The sequence below is a fragment of the Paraburkholderia caffeinilytica genome (assembly GCF_051027425.1).
Lineage (GTDB): Bacteria > Pseudomonadota > Gammaproteobacteria > Burkholderiales > Burkholderiaceae > Paraburkholderia > Paraburkholderia caffeinilytica_A.
Map to the genome: position 1 here is coordinate 2622864 of NZ_CP186553.1, position 17844 is coordinate 2640707.

Sequence of the window (17844 nt, forward strand, 5' to 3'; positions counted from 1 at the left end):
CGATGGAGCATGCCTACATTCACCTTTTGCATCTGCTTGCCGGCCATTCGGCGTGGACGCTCACGGTCATCTTTCTTGCGGCCTTCCTGGAGGCCATCGCCGTCATCGGCACCTTCATCCCAGGCAGCACTGCAATGTTCCTCGCCGGCGCGCTGGCCGGCACCGGCTCGCTGAGCCTCGGCTGGGTATTCCTGTGGGCAATCGCCGGCGCCGTCGCCGGAGACGGCATCAGCTTCTGGATCGGCCGTCGCTACAAGGCCAGGATCGTCCAGCTCTGGCCGTTCCGCACACACCCGCAGATCCTCGACGCCGGTCATCGCTTCTTCCAGAAACACGGCGCCAAGAGCGTCGTGTTCGCCCGCTTCATCGGACCGGTGCGGGCGATCGTGCCGGTGGTGGCGGGCATGCTGGACATGACGCCATTGCGCTTTTACGCGATGAACGTGCTGTCGGCCTTGCTATGGGCACCCGCGCATATCCTGCCGGGCGTGGTATTCGGCGCCTCGGTGCTGTTGGCGGGCGCCGTGTCGTTCCGCCTCGTCGTTATCATCGCGTTGCTGGTGGCGATCGTCTGGCTAAGCTTTCGCGCGATGCGTTTCCTGCTCTCGCACGCCAGCGCATGGTCAAGCGCGGCGGGCCGCTATCTGGGAGGCTGGGCTTGCCGCCACCCGGGGCCGTTCGGCCGTCTCGCGCGACGGCTGCTGGACCCCGAACAGCCGGATGCCAGCAGCATCGTGGTGACGTCGCTGATCGTGCTGGCGGCGGGCGCGCTCTTCTTCGGCGTTCTCGAAGACGTCATCAGCGGCGATCCGCTGGTCAGCGTCGATCTATCCGTCTATCACTTTCTGCAATCGGTGCGCACGCCCTGGAGCGACACGGTCCTTGCAGGACTCGCGACACTCGGCAGCGTCTTCACGCTGACGGCACTGGTCGCAACAGTGGTGGTATGGATGCTGCTGGAACGGCGTTGGCGCACCATCGGTTACTGGCTCGCCGCGGTCGTATTTTCGCAATTGCTGATCTTCGCGCTGCAGTTCGCCATGCATCGCGCGGCGCCCAACGAATTCCTGTCCGGCGCCTATGTGTTTCCGAGCAATCACGTCGCCGCGACGGTGATCGTCTACGGTTTCCTGGCGTTCCTGCTCGCGCGCCGGGTCGGCATGCTGGAAGGTTTGCTGGTGGCGACAGCGAGTACGGTTGTCGTGATCGTGGTCGCATTGGCGGGACTCTACTTCGGCAGGTACTGGGTCTCCGACGCGATCGGCGGCGCCGCGCTCGCGTACATCTGGGTGGCAATCGTTTCGTTGACGGCGATGTTGCGGCATCCGGAAGTGCCGCCCACGCGCCGTCTCATGCCGGTCGTGATTCTGGCGGTGATGCTCGTCAGTGTGGGTGTGCAACTGGGCGTCAATCCACCGGCGCCGCCACCGGACAGCACCTTGCGCCCGGCACCCGTGTTAGTCACGCAGGCAGAGTGGACGGCGTCGCTATGGAAGCGGCTGCCATGCTATCGCTCGGATATGGGCGGCGATCACAAGGAGCCGCTGACGTTGCAGTGGGTGTCGAACCTCGACTCGATCAAAGGGCAACTGCGCGCACAGGGATGGGTCGAGGGCACGGACCTGTCCGCCCACAGCCTGCTCTCGCTTGCGTCGCCGAACGTCGCGGCGGTGGCGCTGCCGGTGTTGCCGAAGCTGAACAATGGCGTGCCTTCGTCGCTGGTCTTCATGCGTCCTGGCGACACCCGCGACGAACGCGATGTCCTGCGCTTCTGGCCGAGCGGCTATGCCGTGGAGAACGGCGCGTCGGCCACGCCGCTGTGGGTCGGGGCCTTCGCGCACGAACGGCTCTCCCGGCCATCGTGGCCGATCAATATTCTGCGCGTCGACAAAGAAGTGTCGTCGTTCGATGCCCACACAAAAATGAGCGCCGGCCTCGGCGCCGCGCTCGTGGCAAGGGTGAGTTGCCATGGCGTGCCGGTGTCGCTGCTGGCCGCTCCGGCGGAATGAGCAGCGCGTTGCCAGCGGTCTGCCTGGCGGTGCGTGTTCGCCGTATCAATCGGGAAATCGCTCTGCGCTCAATCACTTGGCGGGTTTGGCCAGGACTTGTCCACAAGGATATGAACATTTTCTGTGGATAACCGCAGCGATGCGGTCCGCCCACTAACCTTGCTGCGCTTGCCAGCCGGTGCCGAGGCTTTTCTGTAGCGACACAAAGTCCTTGAGCAACTCAGCCTGCCCCGCGACGACATCCTGCTGTGCGGTGAACTCCTGGCGTTGCGTATCGAGCAGATCGATCAGCGTGGCAACGCCGGCGGAATAGCGCTGCCGCATCAGCGTGGCCGAATGCGTGGCCGACGCTTCCACCTTTTGCAACGTGACGACATGTTCGCGCTGATGCCCATAGCGCGACAGCGATGAGTTCGCGTCCTGCAGCGCGCCGAGCACGGCCTTCGTATAACGGGCCTCGGCTTCGTCACGCGAGGCCTCGGCGGCGTGAACGCTGCCCAGCGTGCGACCGAAATCGAACACATTCCATTGCAGATACGGCGCGCCGATCCAGCTGAAATTGTTCTTGCGCACCAGGTGACCCGGATCGCTCGCGCTGAAGCCGATATCGCCGAGCAGCGTCACCTTCGGGAAAAAGTCCGCAATGTGTTCGCCGATCTGCGCATTGCTCGACGCGAGCCGCCGCTCCGCTGCGCGAATATCGGGGCGCTGCTGCAACATCGTCGACGGATCGCCGATCGCCACGGTCTCAGGCATTGCCGGCAACGGCCGCGTAGCGGCGAGCTGTTCGTCCAGCGCGCCGGGCTCACGGCCGGTCAGCACGGCGAGGCGGTCGAGCGAATCGGTCAGTTGCGCGTCGAGCGGAATCAGCGTCGCGCGCGTGTTCTCGACCTGCGTGTTCAGACGTTCGACATCGATATCCGCTGCCGTGCCCCGCTCCCGGCGCTGCTGCGTGAGCGTCAGCATTTTCTGTTCGGTATCCGCCTGACGCTGCGCGAGTGCAAGCCGCGTCTGCTGGTCGCGCAGTTCGATGTAGGTTTGCGCAACCTCGGCCGCGAGCGATACCTGGGTGTCCGCAAGATCGGCGTCGACGGCTTCCGCATCCGCCGAGGCCGCTTCGATCGCGCGCCGCGTGCCGCCGAACAGATCGATTTCCCACGTGGCGTCGAAGCCCGCGGTATAGAGCTGCAGCGGGCCACGACCCGACGATGTACTGCTGCCGGATGACGAGCTTCCGGAACTGAGCGAACTCAGATCAGGTTCGCGCATGCGCAGCGCGGCTGCATCCGCCGATACCTTCGGCAACGCGTTCGCGCGTTGCTGCTGCAATTGCGAACGCGATTCCCGCAGCCGCGCCTGGGCGATATGCACGTCGGGACTGTGCGCAAAGGCGGCGGCAATAAGGTCGTTCAACTGCGGATCGTTGAATGCGAGCCACCACTGGCTCGGCGCAGGCGTCGCAGCCGTGCCGGCAGCCGGCGCACGCACGAAGGTCGCGCTGCCGTGGGCGTCCTGCGCAAGCGGCGGCGCACCGTGATAATCCGGACCAACCGTGCAACCCGACAAGGCGAACAGAAGCGCGGCGGCTAGAGCAAAACACGAGGGACGGTTGGACATCATGGTGAGAGGAGAAGACATTAGTGTCCCGCGGACGAAGGCGGCGGCGCATTCCTGCTCGGCGTTTTCAGCAGCAGCGCAAGCGGAATGCAGGCGAGCAGCGCGATGCCGAGCAGATAGAAGGTTTCCGAATAGGTCATCACGATGGCCTGCTGCGCGATCTGCGCGCCGAGTTGCCCGAGCGCGCGCATCTGCGAGTACGCCATGTCCCCCGTATGGGCGAACCAGTTCCCCGCGTTCGCCGCCAGACTCTCCTGGCCGATCAGCGAATTTGCGCTGACCGATTCGCGGATCATCGCGGTATGAAACGTCGTGCGCCGGTCGATCACCGTACCGATGATCGCAAGGCCGATCGATCCGCCGAGGTTGCGCGCCATGTTGTAGAGACCGGCGGCGTCGCCGGAATCTTCGCGCGACACCGCCGCCATCGACGCCTGATTGAGCGGCATCATCGCGAGCATCTGGGCCGTGCCACGAATCAGTTGCGACCACACGAAATCGTGCCCGACGCTCTGCGCCGTCAGGTTAATGTCGAGCATGCAACTGATCGCGTACAACAGCAGCCCGGTGATCACCAGCACGCGGAAATCGAATTTGCCAAGCAGACGTGGCAGCACCGGCATGATCAGGAACGCGGGCAGCCCGGAAAGCAGCATGATCGCGCCGGACTGTTCCGCGTTATAGCCCGCGACCACCCCGAGAAACTGCGGCAGCAGATACGACACGCCATACAACGCCGCGCCGACTGCGGACACGATCACGATCACGCTTGCGTAGTTTGGGTTGCGCATCAGGCTCAAACGCACGATCGGTTTCTTCGCGGTCAATTGCGACGCGGCGATCAGCAGCATGCCGAAGAGCGACACGCAGGTGAGCGTCACGATCATCGACGATTCGAACCAGCGCTCGCGCTGCCCTTCTTCGAGCACCACCGTAAGCGAACTGAGGCCGATCGCGAGACCGACGATGCCAAGCCAGTCCGCCTTGAAAAACGCCTCCCAGTGCGGCCGGTCCGACGGCAGGCCGACGATCAACAGGGTCATCAGCGCAAGGCAGATCGGCAGATTCATGAAGAAGCACCAGCTCCAGCTGATGTTCTCCGCGAGCCAGCCGCCGACCACCGGTCCAAGCAGCGGCCCGAGCAACACAATCAGGCCGAACATGGTCATACCGACCGGCAGTTGCGACAGCGGCAGACGCGTGCGGATGATGGTCTGCGCCGTCGGGATCAGCGCGCCGCCAGCGAAGCCCTGCCCGATGCGGCCGACGATCATCATCGGTAACGTGTGCGACCAGCCGCACATCATCGAGAAGGCAATGAAAAACGCGGAGTTTATCAGCAGAAAATTGCGCAGGCCGAACACGCGCGTGAGCCATGCCGCCAACGGAATCATCACGATTTCCGACATCAGGTAACCGGTCGAAATCCAGGTGCCTTCCGTGCCGGTGGCGCCGATTTCGCCCTGGATCTGCGGCAGCGCGGAGTTCGTGATCGAGATGTCGAGCGTCGCCATCAAGGCGCCGAGCGCGCCCGCGGCGACGGCGATCCAGTCGCCGACGCTGGCACGCTCTTCGGCATGCGGTGCGGCCGGCGCCGCGGCGTTCGCATCAGCCACGATGATTCTCGTTATCGATGCGCGCGTCGCGATCGCGAGCGGAACGGGTGTCGACATCCACGGTTACCGACAGCCCCGGCAACAGCACGCTACGCGTCTCCGCCCCCGTGTCGATACGAATCCGCACGGGCACCCGCTGCACGATCTTCGTGAAGTTGCCGGTGGCGTTTTCCGGCGGCAGCAGCGCGAATTGCGAGCCCGTGCCTGGCGAGAAACTGTCGACCACACCGTGCAGCGTATGACCGGGCAACGCGTCGACGTGCATTTCCACCGGCTGACCGACGCGCATCCCGCCCACCTGCGTTTCCTTGAAATTCGCCAGCAAATAGGTGCTTTGAACCGGCACGACCGTCAGCATCCGCGTGCCGGGTTGCACGTACTGACCCACACGCACGGTGCGATCGCCGACCTTGCCGCCGAGGACGCTGCGCACCACGGTGTTGTCGAGATCGAGTTGCGATTGCTGCGCGCTTGCCTCGGCCGCTTCGAGTTGTGCGCGTGCCTGCCCGAGCTGCGCCGTGGCCGAGCCGATCTGCGAACGCGCTGCCTCGACCGCCGCCGAGTTCGCGGCGAGCGTGGCATTGGCCTGATCGCGGCTGCTGGTCAATTCCGCCAGCCGCTCACTGCTTTCCGCACCGGTGGCGACGAGCGGCGCGTAGCGCCGCACTTCGTCGCTCGCATGCTGCGCGCTCACGCGCGCCACCTGCTGCTGTGCCTGGGCCTGCGCAATGTTGGACTGCTGCTGTTTAATATCGGCCTGCGCGCGTTCGATGTCGGCCTTGCGCGCGTCGATCGTGGCCAGCGCCTGGTTGAGCGCGACCTGATACTGGCGCGCGTCGAGATGGACAAGCGGATCGCCCGGTTTCACGACCTGGTTGTCCGCGACGTAAACTTCCGTGACGTAGCCGGCGATCTTGGGCGCGACCGTGACGCTGTCAGCCTGCAGATAGGCGTCGTCGGTACTTTCGATGAAGCGCCCCACCGTCCACCAGCGGGCGAACCAGACCGCGCCGACAATCAGCGCGACGATGCCGAGTGCGATCAGCACCGTTCGCCGGGTGGGACGCCTCGCGCCTGATGCGGGTGCGTCATCGGCGGGTATCGGGCGGGAGGGAGAGCCTGCGGTCGCTGACATCGTATGGATCCAATTATTTCCGGTTGGCACAATTATTCCACTCGATAGACTTGTGTCAAGTGATATATTTCGGAAGATGTCCCCATGAGAGCGCCCTTCGGAACGCCCTCCCAGGAGGATTTCCTTCGGGGCGTAATGAAGAGCAGGCAATACGAAGAGCAATGCGGAGAGAAAGGCATGAACACCGCAAAGAGGCTGCGCCGTCCGCCGGAGGGCGGCTATGCGCGCGGCGACGAGACGCGTCACCGGATCATCGAGTCGGCGGTCGAACTGTTCGGCGAGCACGGTTTTGACGGTGCGTCGACGCGCGACATCGCGGCTCACGCCGGCGTCAACGCGCCCGCGCTGCAGTACTACTTCGAGAATAAGGAAGGGGTGTATCGCGCATGCGTCGAAATGCTCGCCGACAATGCATGGAAAACATTCGGGCCGCCCATCGAGCAGGCCCAGGAAGCGCTGCGCGAAAATGTCGACACGGCAGGGTTGATCGATGCCTTCATCCGCATTCAGGAAGCGATTGCGGACAGCGCTTTCGCGAAAGCGAACAATCCGGGCCGGCGGCTTTTCTTCGCGCGCGAGCAGGCCGGATATGAACCCGAAAGTGCAACGCAGATTCTGAGCTGCCGTATCCGTGAACCGCTAAACAATACGAGCGCGGCGCTGGTGGCGCGAATTTCCGGACGCGCCGCCGACGATCCCGTCACGCTGATCCGCACCTTCAGTCTGCATGGGCAACTGGTGATTTTTCACGTCGCGCATCGCTCGACGTTGACGCTGCTCGGCTGGAAAAACATCGATGTCGAGAAGGCTGAGCAGATCAAGTCGACCATCCGCGGACAGACGCGCATGCTGCTTGAACAGTGGAGCCGCGAACGTGACGAGGAGCGCGCGCCTGAAGTGCAAACCACCGGCAAAGGAAGCGCACGCAAGCAGTCGTGATTGGGTCGGTGCGACGAAGCGACCACGGAGACGCGAGCTCGGCCCTGTCTCATCGCGAGCGATGCATGAGCGGCCGCCTCGTCGATCAACGACACCTATCAACCCCATAGCCAGTAATGGCTTCAAGCATATCGTCAAATTCCGATATATGATTCGTCTTGTAGCGATGCAGATGCGTGGCCGCTAACCGGCGCCACGCCTGCCTGTTGTCGATGACCAGAAAACCGATTCACATGACGCTCGATATCGACGCGATTCACAAAGCGCTTGCCAACCCTGTACGGCGGGAGATTCTCGGCTGGCTGCGCGAGCCATACGCGCATTTCTCCGACCAGGACCTGCCGCTCGACTACGGCGTGTGCGCCGGCAAGATCGACGCGCGCTGCGGCCTGTCGCAGTCCACTGTATCGGCGCACCTCGCCGCCTTGCAGCGGGCCGGTCTCGTCACGTCGAAGCGGGTCGGTCAATGGGTGTTTTTCAAACGCAACGAGGCCGTCATTCAGGCGTTTATCGAGCACATGAACACCGGGCTCTGAAGGCGTCATCCGCATCGCCGCGCTTCTTTCATCATGCAGTTTTTTAAGGCTCGGGCCACATGCCCGCCACTCAAGGTGAACTCATATGCCGACTCTTTTTGATCCGCTCCAGATTGGCGACATTACGTTGTCGAACCGCATCATCATGGCGCCGCTCACGCGTCAACGCGCCGAAGAAATCCGCGTGCCGAACGCGCTGATGGCGAAGTACTACGCCGAACGCGCCACGGCAGGGCTGATCATCAGCGAAGCCACTTCCGTCACGCCGCAAGGTGTCGGCTACGCCGAAACCCCGGGCATCTGGTCGCAGGAACAGGTCGAAGGCTGGAAGATCGTCACGAACGCCGTGCACGCAGCCGGCGGCAAGATCTTTCTGCAACTGTGGCACGTCGGCCGTATTTCGGACCCGCTGTTCCTCAACGGCGAACTGCCGGTCGCGCCGAGCGCCATCGCAGCCCAGGGTCACGTGAGCCTGGTGCGTCCGGAGCGTCCGTACGTGACGCCGCGCGCACTCGAACTCGACGAAATCGCCGGTGTGGTCGACGCGTTCCGCAAGGGCGCCGAAAACGCGAAAGCGGCAGGTTTTGACGGCGTGGAAGTACACGGCGCGAACGGCTATCTGCTCGACCAGTTCCTGCAGGACAGCACCAACAAGCGTACCGACGCCTACGGCGGCCCGATCGAAAACCGCGCCCGTCTGCTGCTCGAAATCACGGACGCCTGTATCGACGTCTGGGGTGCGAACCGTGTCGGCGTTCACCTCGCGCCGCGCCGCGACGCGCACGCCATGGGCGATTCGGATCCGGCGGCCACCTTCGGTTACGTGGCACGCGAACTCGGTAAGCGCAAGATTGCGTTTATCGCCGCACGCGAAGCGCTCGGCGACGACCGCCTCGGCCCGCAACTGAAGAAAGAATTCGGCGGCCCGTACATCGCGAACGAAAAGTTCACGAAGGAAACCGCACAGCAAGTGCTCGACGCGGGTGAAGCCGACGCGGTGGCATGGGGTCAACTGTTCATCGCGAACCCGGATCTGGTGCGCCGCTTCGCGACGAATGCACCGCTGAACAAGCCGAATCCGGCAACGTACTATGCACGCGGCGAAACCGGCTACGTGGACTATCCGACGCTGGAAACCGTCGAATAAGGATCTGAAGTCAGCGGAGCATGGGCCGCCGCGTTAAAGCGGCGAGTGACCCGTAGTACGTACGCTGCAGGACCACGCGGCGGGTGTGGCCGGAACGTTATCCGGTCGCACCCGCCGCGCTTTTTTATGCGCTGGACGGACGTCGCGCGCGGCGCACATAACGCGCGTCACAAGCAAACTCAAACCCACCGTCATACCAGATCGCGCCGCATGAACACACGCTTCGATTCATCGAGTCCTCGCGCGATATGCGCGGCACGCCGCGCGATCAGCGCCGCGTCGAGATCGGTCTCCTCGATATCGCGAAAGCCGAGCCGCCGATAATACGGCGCGTTCCACGGCACCTCGCGAAACGTCGACAGCGTGAGTTGCGTAACCTGTTGCGCAAGCGCGAGTTGTGCGACCTGCTCGATCAGCGCCGCACCGATGCGTTGCCCGGCATGCGAGCTCAGCACGTCGACCTCCTGAACGTAGAAGCGCGCGGGCTGCGGCTCGAACATCACGAACCCCACACAGGTTGCATCGGCCGCCACGGCGACGATGATCTGCCGCGCATCGATCTTGCGGCAGACGAGTTCCAGCTCCATTGGCGGTGCATCTGCGATACCCGTCATGCCGACGCTGACAAAGCGCTGGCCGGCCTCGAATTCGATCGTGCGGATAGCGTCTGCTTCGTGAGGCTCGGCAAGGCGGAACGTCAGGTTGGAAGCGTGTTGCATAAGCATTTCGTTCGTCGGGACTTTTGAGGTGGGGCGCTGAAGCGTGGTTCGGACAGACAGGCCTCGATATTGACATCACCACCGCGAAATAAACAAGTGCTCGCGTCACAGCGGGACTAAACTCCTGAACACTCAAATCCCTTTCGAACCAAGATGGATCTCATGCATGTGCTGCAGGTCGCCCTGCACTTCGATCAGCACCTGAGCGGTTTGATCGTGCAATACGGTACGGCTGTCTACGCCATGCTGTTCCTCGTCGTGTTCGTCGAGATCGGCTTCCTGCCGCTATTCTTTTTGCCGGGCGATCCGCTGATTTTCATCTGTGGCGGTCTTGCCGCCACCGGCGCGCTGAACGTCTGGCTCGTGATCCCCGTGCTGTTCGCCGCCACCGTGGCCGGCAGCATCGTCGACTATGCGATCGGCCGCGCGATCGGCGAAAAAGTCTATACCGCCGACTACCGCTGGCTCGACAAGAATGCATTGCGTAAGGCGCACGCGTTTTACGAAGCACGCGGCGGCCTCACCTTTCTGCTGTCGCCATTCATTGCCGTCGTGCGTACATTCGCACCGTTCGTCGCCGGCGTTTCACGCATGACGTTTGCACGTTTCGTGTCGTTCGTCACGGCCGGCGCAGCGCTGTGGATCGGGTCGCTGGTGGCGGCAGGCTATCTGTTCGGCAACGTGCCGCTGGTGCGCGATCATATGAGTTCGATCGTGCTGCTGGGGGTTTCGCTCGGTGTGGGATCGCTGCTGGTAAGCGCCGTGTGGCGCTTCGTCAACCGACGGTTGCGCGCCCGTTGAATCAAAGGTTGCGCGCTCGTTGAACCAAAGGTTAGCCACCCATTGGGTCAGCTGCTACGCACTCACTGAACCAGCGGTTGGCCGCTCATCGAAGCGGTAGTTGTGCGCTCACCCACCGCGCCAGTGCCACCTTGATGGCCGGTGTCGCCGCCGCGAGCGCTGCGCGCCGCACGCCAGGCGCGACGCGCCGGTTTTCAGTCCGGCGGCGCAGCGGTTTGCACCTCTGAACGTAGAGACGCCAGCAAAGCCTGCCACCATTCGCCGTGCCGCAACAGAAACACGCGCTCGGGGAAATGATGGCGCGCCACATGGTCCTGCGGCACCGTATCCCAACCGCGATGCTCGACCGTCACGCGCGTTTCGTCGCCCACCGCTTCGAAACGCACCTCGACATGCGTGTGCTGCGCATCGGTGAAACTGGCCTGATGCCAGCCGAATGCGAGGCGCGCGCCCGGCTCCCAGGCCGTGATTCTGCCGATCTCGAACACACTGCCATCCGCTTGCGTTTCGACGAGACGTCCGGGTTCGCCCGGCTCCGGCGAGGCTTCGAAAGACAGTACACCCGCGCCTTGCGGCGTGAATTGAAACAGACCGTTCGGCCGCCACCATCTGCCGATCTCGCGCGTGAACACATCGAACGCGCGCTGCGGCGTTGCCGCGACGCGCAGCGACACCAGCACGCGCGAACTCATTCCTCCTGCTCCAGATGCGCCTTGAACGACAGCAATTGTTCGGACCATAAAGCTTCGGTCTGTTCGAGCCACGCCTTCAGTTCGCTCATGGGCGCCGAGCGCAGCACGTAGAGACGCACGCGCGCGTCGACGCCGTCATGCGATTCCTCGATCAGCTCGCTCGAACGCAGCACGCGCAAATGCCGGCTCATGGCCTGCGGCGACAGGCCGGTGGCTTGCGCAAGCTCACCGGCGCGCATGGGTTGCTGACTGAGCAGATCGACCACCTGACGCCGGTTCGGATCGGCTAGCGCGGCCAACGTGCGGTCGAGCGAGACGCTGGCTGGCCGTCCCATCGGCTAGACCCACCCTTCGATTTTCAGGCCGCTCACGCGCTCGGCTTCCTCGCGCGACACCGCGCGAACCGTCTGACCGAAGCTCCAGACGTGCCCTTCCGGATCGCGCGCCGCATAGACGCGGTCGCCGTAAAACTGGTCCGCCGGTTCGCGCGTGATCACGGCGCCCGCGGCGCGCGCGCGGGCACAATGTTCGTCGATACCCTCGCGCAATTGCACGTGCACCGATTGCGTATTCTTGCCGCCGACCGAAAGCGGGCTCGCCATGTCTTCCGACCATTCGCGGCCGATCATCACGTAGCTGTCGCCGAAGCGCATTTCCGAGTGGCCCAACTGGCCGTCGCTCTCCGTGACTACCAGCTGACGCTCGAAACCGAACGCTTTTTCGAGCCAATCGAGCGCGGCAAACGGGTCCTTGTAGAACACCGCGGCGCCCAGCGAAGGACGATGAAACGGTTCGTTCACGATTGCCTCCTTTTATAAACCTTCCGGTTGATATTTAACATCATAGTTAAACAAATCGGAAAAGCAAGGAGAGCATATTTCGTATTCGGGACCACCGGCTAGCGAGCGCTACGGGCGAGCGGAGCGGACGCCCACTGTCCGCCCCCGCGCCTCTAAACCCTCCTTACCTGCGCCAGCGCAGCGGACGGCGCAGATGATGCCGCTCCAGCCGCACCGCGGCGCTCGCCGGGACAAACGCGGGCATGCCGTCCATCTGTACACCTTCGCGCCGCTCGCGCTCCTCGTCGGCTTCGACTGTCCTCGCCGGATCGATGAAAAGCGCCGCCACGATCCCCACCCCCAGCAGGCAGGCGGAAATCGTGAACGGCACGTTGTAACTGCCGGTTGTCTCGATCAGATAACCGAACACCACGGGCGATATCATCCCGGCAACGCCGAAGCCCGTGTTCATCATGCCGCCCGCGGTGCCCGCGTAGCGACCGCCGATGTCGAGCGGCAAAGTCCACAGCACAGGATTCGTGATCTCGAGAAAGAAGAACGACGCGGACAGGAACACCACCGCCATCAGCGGATTGGTTGCGGACACCATCGGCAGCAGGAACACGAGCGAGCCGCCCATGCCCACCACCAGTACGGCACAGCGTGCAAAGCGCAGGCGGCCGGTGCGTTTATAGAGCCGGTCCGAGACGACGCCGCCGAGCGTATCGCCAATCACGCCCGCGAGCAGCGGCAGCGCCGTGAACAGCGCCAGTTGCTTGAGATCGAAGCCGCGCGCTTCCTTCAGGTACGAAGGCAGCCAGGTCAGATAGACCCACAGCAGCCAGCCATAACAGAAGTCGACGAACGTGACGAGCCACATACGACGGACCAGCTTGCGCCATGGCGTGGCCGCACGTTTGGCGCGTTCGCAGTCACCCGCGCGATAGCCGATCTCGGCCGTTTCCTCGGGCGTCACACGCCGGTTCTGCTCCGGTGAGTTCGTAAAGACGCAGAGGTACAGCACCGTCCACGCGAGACTCGCCACGCCGAGCAGAATGAACGCGTCGCGCCAGCCGCCCGCCACGACCACGGCGAGCACGAGCGGTGGCGTGACCGCGCCGCCGAGGCGGGCGAAGCTATGCGTGATGCCCTGGGCGAAACCACGCTCCGCCACCGGCATCCAGTAGGTGAAAGCACGCGTCGCCGTCGGGAACGCGCCGCCCTCGCCGATGCCCAGCGCGAACCGCAGTGCGACGAGCATCGCCACACTGCCGGCGAATCCGGTGGCGAGCGTCGCCGCCCCCCAGATCAGCGACAGCACCGTCAGCACCAGCTTCGGCCCGTACTTGTCCGACAGCCAGCCGCCGATGACCTGCATGAACGCGTAGGGATAGGCGAAGGCGGAGAACACGAGGCCGAGCTGGACCGTCGTCAGCCCCATTTCGTGCCGGATGATAGGGCCGGCCACGGCAATATTCACACGGTCGATGTACGAGATGAAATACATCAGGCACATGATGGCCAGGATAATGTGGCGTGTCTTCACGCGCCGCTTGTGCGTTTGCATGCTGTCTCCTGTCTCTCTTATGTGACGCCGGGGGCGTCTGTCGTCGTTCGATCCGTACTTCGTACCGCGCCGGGTCGCGTGCGCGTCGACGCCCGCTCTCCTGTCCTTGCCGGCACGGTCCGGCTACGCCGATGCGCGTGCCGTCAGGTGGGCACGAGCTTCAGACGCTGCACCTTCCCTGAAGGCCCGCGAGGCAATTCCCCCACGAAACGAAACTCCTTCGGCGTCTTGTAGCGGCCCAGTTCGCGCAGACAGTGCTCATGCAGATCCGCGATGTCGAGCGCGCCCTGCCCGTGCGCCACACGAGGCACGATAAAGGCGACGATCTCCTGCCCGTAGGCGGCATCAGGCACACCCACCGCGGCCGCATCCAGCACGCCGGGGTGTTTGAGCAACACTTCATCGATCTCGCGCGGGGCGATGTTTTCACCGCCCTTGATGATCAATTCCTTCGCGCGTCCATTGATGTAGAAGTAACCGTCGCTATCGCGATAGCCGAGGTCGCCGGTACGCAACCAGCCGTCGGCGGTGAAGGCCGCGCGCGTTTCCTCGGCGCGCTTGTAATAGCCGCGCATGACCTGCTCGCCCCGCAGCACCAGTTCGCCGCATTCGTTGGGCGCGCATTCGCGGCCGTCACGGTCGATCACCTTCGCTTCGCTGCCCGAAGGCAGGCCGATACTGCCGATTCTCCGGCTCTCCGAATCGTATGGATTGCTGAACACGGGCGCGGCGGTTTCGGTCATGCCCATCGTTTCGATAATGCCGACGCCGAAGCGCGCCTCGAACGCGCGGTGATGATCGACGGGCAGCGCCGCCGACGCGCTGCGGCAAAACCTCAGCGCGGACAGGTCGAAGGTGCACGCCTCATCGTTGTTGAGCAGATAGGCGACGATCGTCGGCACCACGTTGATCCATGTGCAACCGTGCCGCGCGACATCGCGCCAGTAAGTGCGAGCGGAAAAACGCGGTGTCATGACGACCGAACCGCCGTGAAAAAGCGGCGCAAGCAGCGTCACGACGAGCCCATTGATGTGATAAAGCGGCAACGCGGCGAAGACCCGGTCGCCGGTGCCGAGCCGGTGTTCGCGCGAGATGTTGCGAGCATTGGCCAGCAGGTTCCGATGGTCGAGCAGGACGCCTTTCGGCGCACCCGTGGTGCCGGATGTATACATCAGCAGCGCCACATCGGCCGCACCGGGTTCGCCGCCTTGAAACGCTGTGGAATCCCAGGCGGTTAAAGATGACGCATAGCGCGAATCATTTGCCGACCCCGCTTGCGCGGCAGCAACACCTGGCGTTTCCGCCAGCACTGGCTCGACGCAAGCCGGCACCGAGGCCAGCACAGACGCAAGGGTCGCATCGTGCTCAGTACGAATCAGCGCAACCGTGCGTGCGATGCCTTGCTCGCGTAATCCGGCGATCGCGCTCGACATGGCCGCGTGAGTATCGGCGCAAACAAAGACCATGCGCGTATCCGAATGCTCCACGATGTAGCGCAACTGCGACGGCTGGCACAGCAGATTGAGCGGATTGGCAACGAGCCCGCTGTACATCGCCGCGAGTAACAGCCTTGCGGTATGGATACCGTTGCCCATGAAGACCGAAACAACATCGCCGGCCTGCAAGCCTGCTTCGTGAAAGACCGCCTCAAGCGCGCGGCAGTCGTCGCGTAACGCTGCGAACGTCAACACGTCGGCGGGCGCAGACGCGCCGCCTTCCTCATCGCATTCCGAGGCGGCCAGCAGAAACGGCTTGTCGGGATACTGTGCGGCGCGCGCATCGATCAACGCGCGGATCGTATGTGGCGTCTTCATTTGCCATACCTCCCGAAGAAATCCCCGAGTACGTCGTCCAGTTCGGGGACACGCTCCTCGATCGGGTAGGCCACGCGCGTGATGTTCAGATAATGGTGAAAGTTAAGATTGCTCGAGAAATTGTTGCGGCCCCAGGTTCCGCATCCCATCGAAAGCGAAAATGGCAAGCCGTTATCGAAGTTGCCGCCGGTCGCGAGGCAATGCGCCTGGTTCACGATCACGCGCGCAACCGGCAGCGTCGAACCGAGTTGCACCGCCTGGCCGGGGTCGGTGGAATGCAGGCCGACCGAGTGCCCCGCCCCCATGTAGGCGTAGATACCGCGCACGATGCCCGCGGCGGCATCGAAAGTCTCCGCGCGATAAACGGTCAGCACCGGCGCGAGCTTCTCGCCCGAGAACGGGTAGTCGGCGCCGAAGCCGGTTTCCTCCACCATCAGAAATGCGGGCTCACGTGCGGCAATGTCGTCGAGGCCCGCCGCCCGTGCAATCGCCGCGGCCGAGCGCGCGGTGCAGTGTGCCGACAGCTTGCCGTTCGACCACAGGGCGGCCTGCAGTCGCGCCTTTTGCGCTGCGTCGAGCATCACGCCGCCGCAGGCGGTCAGTTCGGCGAGCATGTCCGCGTACACCGCGGCTTCGATCACCACGCTGTTTTCGGATGAACAACTCGTGGCGTTGTCGAACGTTTTCGAACGTGCAATCTTGTGCGCCGCATCGTGCAAATCAGCCGACGCCGTGACAATCGAAGCAACATTTCCCGCGCCCACGCCGAACGCGGGCGTCCCACTTGCGTAAGCCATCCGCACATTCGCCTGCGATCCAGTTGCGACCACCAGGTCGCACTGCCGCATCAGTTCGGCGGTAGCCGCCTTGCTGATCGGCGCGGGCAACATCTGCACGAGGTCGGGCGCGAGTCCGACTTTGGCGAATTGCGCATGGATGAATTCGATCAGCAGCGCACACGACGAATAGCCCTTCGGCGACGGCGCCACGATCACGGCATTGCCGCATTTGAGCGCGTTGACGATCTTGTTGACCGGTGTGGCCGCCGGATTGGTGGACGGCGTAATCGCCGCCACCACGCCGACCGCGCGTGCAATCTCGACAATGCCCGTAGTGTCATTGCGCTCGATCACCCCCGTGGTCTTCTGCCCACGCAGATCGCGCAACAGCCCGAGCGTCTTGCGATAGTTCTTGCGAAACTTGTCGTCCGCGTTGCCGAGACCGGTGTCGCGCACCGCCAGCCCGGCAAGCTGCCGGTTGCGCGCGGGCTCCATGATCGCCCACGCTGCGGCGTCGGCGGCGGCATCGAGCATGTCTTGTCCCGCGATCTCGAATCCGCGCTGTGCGGCGCGCGCACGTGCAACCATCGACGCAACGACGCATTCGACATCGCTATGTGCGCCCGCGTGCGTGGCTTCCGCTTCTGTGGCCCTAACATTCATACGGTTCACTCCGGACTGAAAAGATTGGCATTGGTACCAATCTAGTGAGCCGTGCCTGTTTCGGAGTCCCGTTTTTTGAACTATCCCTCGCGCTGAAACGGCGAGAATCGAAAAGTGCGAAATTCGGGACTTTCCATAGTCCCGAAAACTAAACAGACCGATGCACAATCCAACTTACAAATACGACATTGAGGAGACAGCGTGTCGACTTCGAATCAATCGAATGCTGCGGCCGTGCGTGCATTTCGCGTACTCGAAACATTGGCTGAGGCAAGCGGCCCGCTTTCCATGACGGATCTCGTCCATGCCCTCGAACTGCCCAAGCAGACCGTGCATCGCATCCTGGTGCAGTTGATGGACGCGTGGCTTGTCACGCGCAGCGCCGGCGACCGGCTCTACGAGTGCTCGCCGCGCGTGCGGATGCTGGCGGTCAATGTGCTGATGCATGCGGGGCCGGCCGCAGCCCGCCATGTGCTGCTTGAACAACTGGTGGCCAAAATCGGCGAGACCTGCAATCTGACGATGCTGGCCGGCAACGACGTGGTCTATGTCGACCGGGTGGAAACCGAGTGGCCGCTGCGCATGCACCTGCAACCCGGCTCGCATGTGCCGCTGCACTGTTCGGCAAGCGGCAAGCTGTTGCTCAGCTTTCTTCCGAAGGAGAGGCGCGAACGGGTCATCGAAACCTTGCCGCTGCGCGCCTATTCCGAGCGGACGATTACGGATCGTGGCCAGTTACGCAAGGAGTTGACCGTGACGCGGCGGCGCCAGCTCGCAATCAACAATCAGGAACATCTGCAGGGGCTCATCGCGATCGCCGTGCCGGTCATGCTGGATCGCAATCGCGCCTGCGCGGCCATCGCCGTGCAGGCGCCGGTCGGGCGCGTCGTACTCGACGATCTACTGGCCTTCCTGCCCGATCTGCGTCTGGCCGCCGAGGAAACCGCCAAAACATTCCGGCAATAGTGCGGGTGAAATAGCGGGCAAACGGCGAATCGTGATCGATAACTCACGGGCGAAACTGGCTCATC

Annotated in this window: 16 protein-coding genes; 6 read left to right on the forward strand and 10 right to left on the reverse strand. The window is 63.5% G+C overall.

Features of this window, described 5'->3' with window-relative positions; all coding sequences use genetic code 11:
• Window positions 1-2: 2 nt before the first annotated feature.
• Window positions 3-2009 carry a VTT domain-containing protein gene (locus tag ACOSV0_RS32100; RefSeq protein ID WP_434111484.1) on the forward strand — a complete coding sequence of 669 codons (2007 nt, stop codon included), beginning with the start codon at window positions 3-5 and terminating at the stop codon, window positions 2007-2009.
• Window positions 2010-2162: 153 nt separating this feature from the next.
• Here the strand turns inward: ACOSV0_RS32100 and ACOSV0_RS32105 are convergent, their stop codons facing one another.
• The 3 genes from ACOSV0_RS32105 to ACOSV0_RS32115 are packed head-to-tail and all read right to left on the reverse strand — an operon-like array spanning window position 2163 to window position 6377.
• Window positions 2163-3629, reverse strand: coding sequence for an efflux transporter outer membrane subunit (locus ACOSV0_RS32105; RefSeq protein ID WP_434115938.1), 1467 nt, complete (start codon window positions 3627-3629; stop codon window positions 2163-2165).
• 17 nt (window positions 3630-3646) lie between these two features.
• Window positions 3647-5242, reverse strand: a complete 1596-nt coding sequence (locus tag ACOSV0_RS32110; RefSeq protein ID WP_434111486.1) for an MDR family MFS transporter — start codon at window positions 5240-5242, stop codon at window positions 3647-3649.
• On the reverse strand, window positions 5235-6377 hold the full coding sequence (locus ACOSV0_RS32115) for an HlyD family secretion protein (RefSeq protein WP_434111487.1): 1143 nt from the start codon (window positions 6375-6377) through the stop codon (window positions 5235-5237). The genes ACOSV0_RS32110 and ACOSV0_RS32115 overlap by 8 nt, the downstream gene beginning before the upstream one ends.
• A gap of 177 nt (window positions 6378-6554) precedes the next feature.
• Here ACOSV0_RS32115 and ACOSV0_RS32120 point away from each other — a divergent pair, with 177 nt between their 5' ends.
• The 3 genes from ACOSV0_RS32120 (at window position 6555) to ACOSV0_RS32130 (ending at window position 8999) form a co-directional block, all read left to right on the forward strand.
• Entirely contained in the window at window positions 6555-7316 is a 762-nt protein-coding gene (locus ACOSV0_RS32120; RefSeq protein WP_434111489.1) for a CerR family C-terminal domain-containing protein, read from the forward strand.
• A gap of 233 nt (window positions 7317-7549) precedes the next feature.
• Window positions 7550-7852: an ArsR/SmtB family transcription factor gene (locus ACOSV0_RS32125; RefSeq protein WP_325044586.1), complete on the forward strand. Its 303-nt coding sequence runs from the start codon at window positions 7550-7552 to the stop codon at window positions 7850-7852.
• 85 nt (window positions 7853-7937) lie between these two features.
• Window positions 7938-8999 carry an alkene reductase gene (locus ACOSV0_RS32130; protein ID WP_434111490.1) on the forward strand — a complete coding sequence of 354 codons (1062 nt, stop codon included), beginning with the start codon at window positions 7938-7940 and terminating at the stop codon, window positions 8997-8999.
• A gap of 191 nt (window positions 9000-9190) precedes the next feature.
• Here the strand turns inward: ACOSV0_RS32130 and ACOSV0_RS32135 are convergent, their stop codons facing one another.
• Window positions 9191-9718: a GNAT family N-acetyltransferase gene (locus tag ACOSV0_RS32135; RefSeq protein WP_434111492.1), complete on the reverse strand. Its 528-nt coding sequence runs from the start codon at window positions 9716-9718 to the stop codon at window positions 9191-9193.
• A gap of 153 nt (window positions 9719-9871) precedes the next feature.
• On the opposite strand from ACOSV0_RS32135, the gene ACOSV0_RS32140 reads away from it, so the two are divergent.
• Window positions 9872-10519, forward strand: coding sequence for a VTT domain-containing protein (locus ACOSV0_RS32140; RefSeq protein WP_434111494.1), 648 nt, complete (start codon window positions 9872-9874; stop codon window positions 10517-10519).
• A 194-nt stretch (window positions 10520-10713) separates the two neighbouring features.
• Here ACOSV0_RS32140 and ACOSV0_RS32145 read toward each other — a convergent pair whose 3' ends face one another.
• From ACOSV0_RS32145 to sauS, 6 genes are all read right to left on the reverse strand, one after another.
• The gene (locus tag ACOSV0_RS32145) at window positions 10714-11211 is read right to left on the reverse strand and encodes an SRPBCC family protein (RefSeq protein WP_434111496.1); all 498 of its coding nucleotides are present in this window, start codon (window positions 11209-11211) and stop codon (window positions 10714-10716) included.
• Complete coding sequence (locus ACOSV0_RS32150) at window positions 11208-11546, reverse strand: ArsR/SmtB family transcription factor (RefSeq protein ID WP_434111498.1); 339 nt, start codon at window positions 11544-11546, stop codon at window positions 11208-11210. The genes ACOSV0_RS32145 and ACOSV0_RS32150 overlap by 4 nt, the downstream gene beginning before the upstream one ends.
• Window positions 11547-11549: 3 nt before the next feature.
• Window positions 11550-12011 (reverse strand): VOC family protein, encoded by a 462-nt coding sequence (locus ACOSV0_RS32155; RefSeq protein ID WP_434111499.1) that lies wholly within the window; start codon window positions 12009-12011, stop codon window positions 11550-11552.
• A gap of 163 nt (window positions 12012-12174) precedes the next feature.
• Window positions 12175-13557, reverse strand: coding sequence for an MFS transporter (locus tag ACOSV0_RS32160; RefSeq protein WP_434111501.1), 1383 nt, complete (start codon window positions 13555-13557; stop codon window positions 12175-12177).
• Window positions 13558-13700: 143 nt separating this feature from the next.
• Window positions 13701-15371 (reverse strand): AMP-binding protein, encoded by a 1671-nt coding sequence (locus tag ACOSV0_RS32165; protein ID WP_434111502.1) that lies wholly within the window; start codon window positions 15369-15371, stop codon window positions 13701-13703.
• Window positions 15368-16813, reverse strand: coding sequence for an acylating sulfoacetaldehyde dehydrogenase (sauS, locus tag ACOSV0_RS32170; protein ID WP_434111503.1), 1446 nt, complete (start codon window positions 16811-16813; stop codon window positions 15368-15370). Before sauS ends, ACOSV0_RS32165 begins: the two co-directional genes overlap by 4 nt.
• Before the next feature lie 201 nt (window positions 16814-17014).
• Between sauS and ACOSV0_RS32175 the strand changes: the two genes are divergently transcribed.
• Entirely contained in the window at window positions 17015-17779 is a 765-nt protein-coding gene (locus ACOSV0_RS32175) for an IclR family transcriptional regulator (RefSeq protein WP_434111504.1), read from the forward strand.
• The last annotated feature ends 65 nt before the right edge of the window (window positions 17780-17844 follow it).